The organism is Streptomyces sp. NPDC056948, from assembly GCF_042674225.1.
Lineage (GTDB): Bacteria > Actinomycetota > Actinomycetes > Streptomycetales > Streptomycetaceae > Streptomyces > Streptomyces purpurascens.
Window position 1 is genome coordinate 1 of record NZ_JBHUQX010000497.1, and the last position, 6214, is coordinate 6214.

Genomic DNA, 6214 nt, shown 5'->3' on the forward strand with positions numbered 1-6214 from the left:
TGGCCGTACGGTCGGCGTCAGCGCGCCGGGTGTCCCGGTTACTCCTGCTTCTTGCGCCGCGTCCCGAACACGATCTCGTCCCAGCTCGGGACGGCGGCTCTGCGACCCGGACGGACGCCGTCCGCCTCGGCCTGGCGGTCGGTGGAACCGATGAGCCGGTCGCGGTGGCTGCCGACGGAGCGCGGCATGAGGACGTCCGCGTAGGCGGAACCGGCCGAGGCGGCGGGGGCCGCGGGCTCCTCCTCCTCGGGCTCGATGACGAGGGGCTCCTCGTCATCGAACTCCGGCGCCGGGCGCTCCGGCACCACCAGGTCGCCACGGAAGCTCGGCACCGCCTCCAGCAGGCTGGTCAGCGAGTCACGCTCGCCCGTGGCAGCCGTGGCAGCCGTACTCTCCTCGAGCGGTTCGGACGCCTGCGCGGGCAGGGCGGGCCGCTCACGATCGGCGGGCCGGTCCAGCGGCCGGTCGCGCGGCAGCCGGGCGATCCGCGGGACGAACGGGAAGCTGGGCTCGGGCGCGGCCAGGTCGTCGGTCTCGCCGATGAGCATGCGCGCTTCGTCGTCGACGGCCTGGACGAGTCGCCGGGGCGGGTCGTAGGTCCAGCTCGCCGAGTGCGGCTCGCTCGCGACGCGGTAGACCAGCAGGACCTCCCATGTGCCGTCGTCGCGACGCCACGAGTCCCACTGGACGGTGTCCTTGTCGACGCCGCGCACGAGCAGCCGCTCCTGCACGGCCTCGCCCAGCGGCGGACCGGAGTTCTCACCGGGGCGGCGGACCGGGGTCTTGCGGGCCCGCTCGGCCATGAACGCACGCTCGGCGAGCACCGGGCCCTCGAAGCGGCGCACCCGGTCGACGGGGATGCCTGCCATTTGCGCGACTTCTTCGGCGGTCGCGCCGGCTCGTATACGCGCCTGGATGTCGCGGGGGCGGAGATGGCTCTCCACCTCGATCTCGATCTGGCCGAGGCGGGGACGGTCGCCGCGCACGGCGGCGCGGAGCCGCTCGTCGATCGGAAGCGTGTACTCCGTGCTGTCCGCAGCCTTCAGCACCAGCCGTGTGCCGTCATTCGAGACGGCCACGACACGCAGTTCGGGCATGGGGACCTCCCGGGTGGTGCCTGCCGACGTCACGTGCGTCGCTGCTTCCGCTAGTCGAGTGTGGCCTGCCCGGGTGCAGCCTGCCACAACCTTGCCGAGTTGCCCGGCGTGTCGGGCACGGGCCCTGGATCGCCGTTATGGCACGGTTACCTATTCGCAACGCTAAGTGACGAACTCTGTCACCCTGTGCAACTAGCCCCCTCCCGGCGGTCCTTAAAGGCCCCGTACACCCTGGTGGGAGACCGGACCCAGGGCTCGCCACAGTACTCCATTTGGGCCACGTGCGTGGATTGGCACGCCGCCCAACTTCTGGCAAGGGGGCGGACTTGGTCGCCCGTGCCCTCAATTCGCGATCTTGAACGTGGGGAAGTTCACGTAATCACCAGAAACGGAACTTTCGGTTTCGGTCAGGCGCCCGCTTCTTGTGCAGTTGAACGACCAGCGCGTCGTCTACGCCCCCAGAACCCGCCGCAAGTAGTCGTTCTGGAACCGCCGATCAGGGTCGAGACGGTCCCGCAGCGCCGTGAACTCGCCGAAGCGCGGATACACCCGGGAGAAGTACTCGGCGTCCCTGGTGTGGACCTTGCCCCAGTGCGGACGGCCCTCGTGGGCGGTGAAGATGCGCTCGGCCGCGGTGAAGTACCGCTGATAGGGCGTGCCCTGGAACATGTGGACGGCGATGTACGCGGTGTCGCGACCCGAGGCGGTGGACAGCGTGATGTCGTCGGCGGGAGCGGTGCGCACCTCGACGGGGAAGCTGACCCGCAGGCCGGAGCGGTCGACCATCGCCTTCAGCTCGCGCAGCGCGTCGCCGACGGCCGCGCGCGGAACGGCGTACTCCATCTCCACGAAGCGCACCCGGCGCGGAGACGTGAAGACCTTGTAGGGGATGTCGGTGTAGCTCCGCGCGGACAGGGCCTTGCTGGAGATCTGCGCGATCGCGGGGATCGTGGCGGGCACCGCGCGGCCGACCCAGTTGGCCACCTGGAAGACGCCGTTGGAGAGGAACTCGTCCTCGAGCCAGCTCTTGAGCTGCGGCACGGGCTTCTCCGGGCCCGCGCTGCGGTTGTTGCGCTTGGTGTTGGTGCTGCCGGTGTGCGGGAACCAGTAGAACTCGAAGTGCTCGTTCTCGGCCCAGAGTTCCTCGAAGTCGGCTAGGACCTTGTCGAACGGCATCGGTTCCTCGCGGGCCGTGAGCAGGAAGACCGGCTCGACGGCGAACGTGATCGCGGTGACGATGCCCAGCGCGCCGAGGCCGAGGCGGGCCGCGGCGAAGACCTCCGGGTTCTCCTTCTCGGAGCAGCTCAGCACCGAGCCGTCCGCGGTGACCAGTTCCAGGCCCTGGATCTGGGCGGCGATCGAGGCGGAGTCGCGGCCCGTGCCGTGCGTGCCGGTGCTGGTGGCGCCGGAGACGGTCTGCTCCATGATGTCGCCCATGTTCGTGAGCGACAGGCCTTCACGGGCGAGGGCCATGTTGAGCCTCTTGAGCGGGGTGCCGGCCTCCACCGTGACCGTCATGGCGTCGCGATCAATGCCGCGTATGCCGGTCAACAGTTGAGGGCGGATCAATACACCGTCCGTCGCGGCTATGGACGTGAAGGAGTGCCCGGTGCCGACGGCCTTCACCCTGAGGCCGTCCTCGGCGGCCTGCCGCACGGCGGCGGCGAGCTCGTCGACGGAGGCGGGGGTGACCTGCCGCGCGGGACGCGCGGAGACGTTGCCGCCCCAGTTACGCCACGTGCCGTTCTTTCCGTTCGCTGTGCTGCTCAACGGAGCCTCCCCGACCCGGAGCCGGCCGCTTGAGCCGGCGGAATCCCAGGAAACCCACCGCGACCGCGACGGCCCCGGCCACCGCCGGAACCCCGTACCCGGCACGCGCCCCGGCCGCGTCGATCACCCAGCCGGCCGCGGAGGAGCCGAGCGCGACCCCCACCGCGAGCCCGGTGCTCACCCAGGTCATGCCCTCGGTGAGCTGCGCACGTGGTACGTGCTCTTCGATGAGGGACATCGTCGTGATCATCGTCGGAGCGATGGACAATCCCGCAACGAACAGCGCCACGGCCAGAAACGGCAAGTTTCCGACCAGTAGGAGGGGGATCATACTCACGGCCATGGCGCACACGCCCAGCAACCACCGACGTTCCGGCGCCCCGGCGAAGTGCAGGAGGCCGAAGATCATGCCCGCCACGCAGGAACCCGCCGCGTACAGCGCGAGGACGACGCTCGCGGCTGCCTTGTGCCCCTCCTCGTCGGCGAAGGCCACGGTGACCACGTCGACCGCCCCGAAGATCGCCCCGGTCGCCACGAAGGTGGCCACCAGGACCTGAAGGCCCCGCGCGCGGATCGCCGAACCGCCGCCACCGTGCCGCTCGCGCGGGTGCGGCTCGGGCTCGGTGGCGCGCTGCGCGGTCAGCCAGAAGACGCCGGCCGCCAGGAAGCAGGCGGCGAGCAGCGGACCGGCCTCCGGGAACCAGGCCGTGGACAGGCCGATGGAGATGATCGGCCCGAAGACGAAGCACACCTCGTCCACCACGGACTCGAAGGAGTACGCGGTGTGCAGTTGCGGCGTGCCCCGGTACAGGGCCGCCCAGCGGGCCCGGATCATCGCGCCGACGCTCGGTACGCAGCCGATGCCCGCACACGCCACGAACAGCACCCAGTCCGGCCACCCGTAGTGCGCCGCGAACAGCAGCACGGACGCGGCGGTCAGCGAGAGCAGCGTCGCCGGGCGCAGCACCCGCCGCTGCCCGTACTGGTCGACCAGCCGCGAGACCTGTGGCCCGGCCGTCGCAGCGGCCAGCGCGATGGTCGCCGACAGGGCACCGGCCAGGCCGTACCGCCCGGTGAGCTGCGAGACCATCGTGACCACGCCGATGCCCATCATCGACAGCGGCATCCGGCCGAGGAAGCCCGCAGCGGAGAAGCCCTTGGAGCCTGGAGCTGCGAACAGGGCGCGGTAGGGGCTGGGCAACGGGGTCTCCGAAGGGCTCAGTAAGCTGCGAACGCAGTCGACACAGCTTACGTCCCGGAACACCCCGTTGTACCCGTTCGGACCAGCCGCGGATCCGCCCCGACCCGGCTGCCGCGCAGGTGTCACCCCGCCGTTTCCCGGGTGTCAGTGCTGGGTGGCAGGATCGACCCATGCCAGACGCGCGCGATGTCACCCCCTACGACGCCCTGCTGCTGCTCTCCTTCGGCGGCCCGGAAGGCCCGGACGACGTGGTCCCGTTCCTGGAGAACGTGACGCGCGGGCGTGGCATCCCCAAGGAACGCCTCAAGGAAGTCGGGCAGCACTACTTCCTGTTCGGCGGGGTCAGCCCCATCAACGACCAGAACCGCGCCCTGCTGGACGCCCTGCGCAAGGACTTCTCCGACCACGGGTTCGACCTGCCGGTCTACTGGGGCAACCGCAACTGGGCGCCGTACCTGACGGACACGCTGCGCGAGATGGTCCGCGACGGCCGCCGTCGCATTCTGGTCCTCGCCACCAGCGCCTACGCCTCGTACTCGGGCTGCCGCCAGTACCGCGAGAACCTCGCCGACGCGCTCGCGGCCCTGGAGAGCGAGGGCCTGGAGCTGCCGGGGGTCGACAAGCTGCGGCACTACTTCAACCACCCGGGCTTCCTGGAGCCGATGATCGACGGGGTGCTCCGGTCCCTCGCCGAGCTCGACGAGGGCGTCCGGGACGGTGCGCACCTCGCCTTCTCGACCCACTCGATCCCGACGGCCTCCGCGGACACCTCCGGGACCGTCGAGGACCACGGCGACGGCGGCGCCTACGTCAGGCAGCACCTGGACGTGGCGAAGCTGATCGCGGACGCCGTCCGCGAGCGCACCGGAGTCGACCACCCCTGGCAGCTCGTCTACCAGTCCCGCTCCGGAGCCCCGCACATCCCGTGGCTGGAGCCCGACATCTGCGACCACCTCGAGGAGCGGCACGCGGCCGGTGTCCCGGCCGTCGTGATCGCGCCCATCGGGTTCGTCTCCGACCACATGGAGGTCCTGTACGACCTCGACACGGAGGCCAAGGCCAAGGCCGAGGAGCTGGGGCTGCCGATGCGCCGCTCGGCCACGGTCGGCGCCGACCCGAGGTTCGCCGCCGCGATCCGTGAACTCGTCGTGGAGCGGGCGGCCGTCGAGCGCGGGCAGGAGGTCACCCCCTGCGCCCTGGGCGCCCTCGGGGCGAGCCACGACCTCTGCCCGGTCGGCTGCTGCCCGGCCCGCGCCCCCCGGCCCGCCGCGGCGGGCGCCGACAGCACCTACGCGTGAGGAGCCCCGTGACCGACCCCCTGCACACGGACCTGCTCGAGCTCGCCCAGGAAGCAGCCCGCCGCGCGGGCGTGCTGCTGCGGGACGGGCGCCCGGCCGACCTGGCGGTCGCCGCGACCAAGTCCAGCCCCATCGACGTCGTCACGGAGATGGACATCGCGGCCGAGAAGCTGATCACCGGTCTGATCGCCGAGCGCCGCCCGGACGACGGCTTCCTCGGCGAGGAGGGCGCTTCCAGCGACGGCACGAGCGGCATCCGCTGGGTGATCGACCCGCTCGACGGCACGGTCAACTACCTGTACGGCCTGCCCACCTGGGCCGTCTCCATCGCCGCCGAGCAGGACGGCGAGACCGTCGTGGGAGTCGTCACGGCCCCGATGCGCGGCGAGACGTTCCACGCCGTGCTCGGCGGCGGTGCCTGGGCCACGGGTGCCTGGGACGGCGAGCGCCGGCTGGCCTGCCGCCCCGCGCCGCCCCTGGACCAGGCGCTGGTCTCGACGGGCTTCAACTACGTCGCCGAGGTCCGCGCCCACCAGGCCGACGTCGCCCAGCGGCTGATCCCGCTGCTGCGCGACATCCGGCGCGGCGGCTCGGCCGCGGTCGACCTGTGCGACCTGGCCGCGGGGCGCCTCGACGGCTACTACGAGCGCGGTCTGCACGCCTGGGACCTGGCGGCGGGCGACCTCATCGCCCGGGAGGCGGGCGTCCTGACCGGTGGACGCCCCGGAGAGCGCCCGTCCGGTGAGCTGACAGTCGCGGGGACCCCCGGTGTCTTCGAACCCCTCCAGCGCCTCCTGGAGGACTTCGGCGCCTGGCACGACTGAGAACGGCCCGGACAGGCGTACGAC

Annotated in this window: 5 protein-coding genes; 2 read left to right on the plus strand and 3 right to left on the minus strand. The window is 71.5% G+C overall.

All coding sequences use genetic code 11. From position 1 onward, the window contains the following. Window positions 1-38: 38 nt before the first annotated feature. From sepH to ACFTZL_RS39335, 3 genes are all read right to left on the minus strand, one after another. Window positions 39-1097 (minus strand): septation protein SepH, encoded by a 1059-nt coding sequence (gene sepH / locus ACFTZL_RS39325; protein ID WP_382593623.1) that lies wholly within the window; start codon window positions 1095-1097, stop codon window positions 39-41. A gap of 450 nt (window positions 1098-1547) precedes the next feature. Continuing rightward, window positions 1548-2867, minus strand: coding sequence for a D-arabinono-1,4-lactone oxidase (locus ACFTZL_RS39330; protein WP_382593626.1), 1320 nt, complete (start codon window positions 2865-2867; stop codon window positions 1548-1550). After that, the gene (locus tag ACFTZL_RS39335; RefSeq protein ID WP_382593629.1) at window positions 2827-4068 is read right to left on the minus strand and encodes an MFS transporter; all 1242 of its coding nucleotides are present in this window, start codon (window positions 4066-4068) and stop codon (window positions 2827-2829) included. The genes ACFTZL_RS39330 and ACFTZL_RS39335 overlap by 41 nt, the downstream gene beginning before the upstream one ends. Window positions 4069-4238: 170 nt before the next feature. Here ACFTZL_RS39335 and ACFTZL_RS39340 point away from each other — a divergent pair, with 170 nt between their 5' ends. Further along, window positions 4239-5366 (plus strand): ferrochelatase, encoded by a 1128-nt coding sequence (locus tag ACFTZL_RS39340; protein WP_382593631.1) that lies wholly within the window; start codon window positions 4239-4241, stop codon window positions 5364-5366. Between the two features lie 8 nt (window positions 5367-5374). Beyond that, window positions 5375-6190 carry an inositol monophosphatase family protein gene (locus ACFTZL_RS39345; protein WP_382593634.1) on the plus strand — a complete coding sequence of 272 codons (816 nt, stop codon included), beginning with the start codon at window positions 5375-5377 and terminating at the stop codon, window positions 6188-6190. Window positions 6191-6214 lie beyond the last annotated feature (24 nt).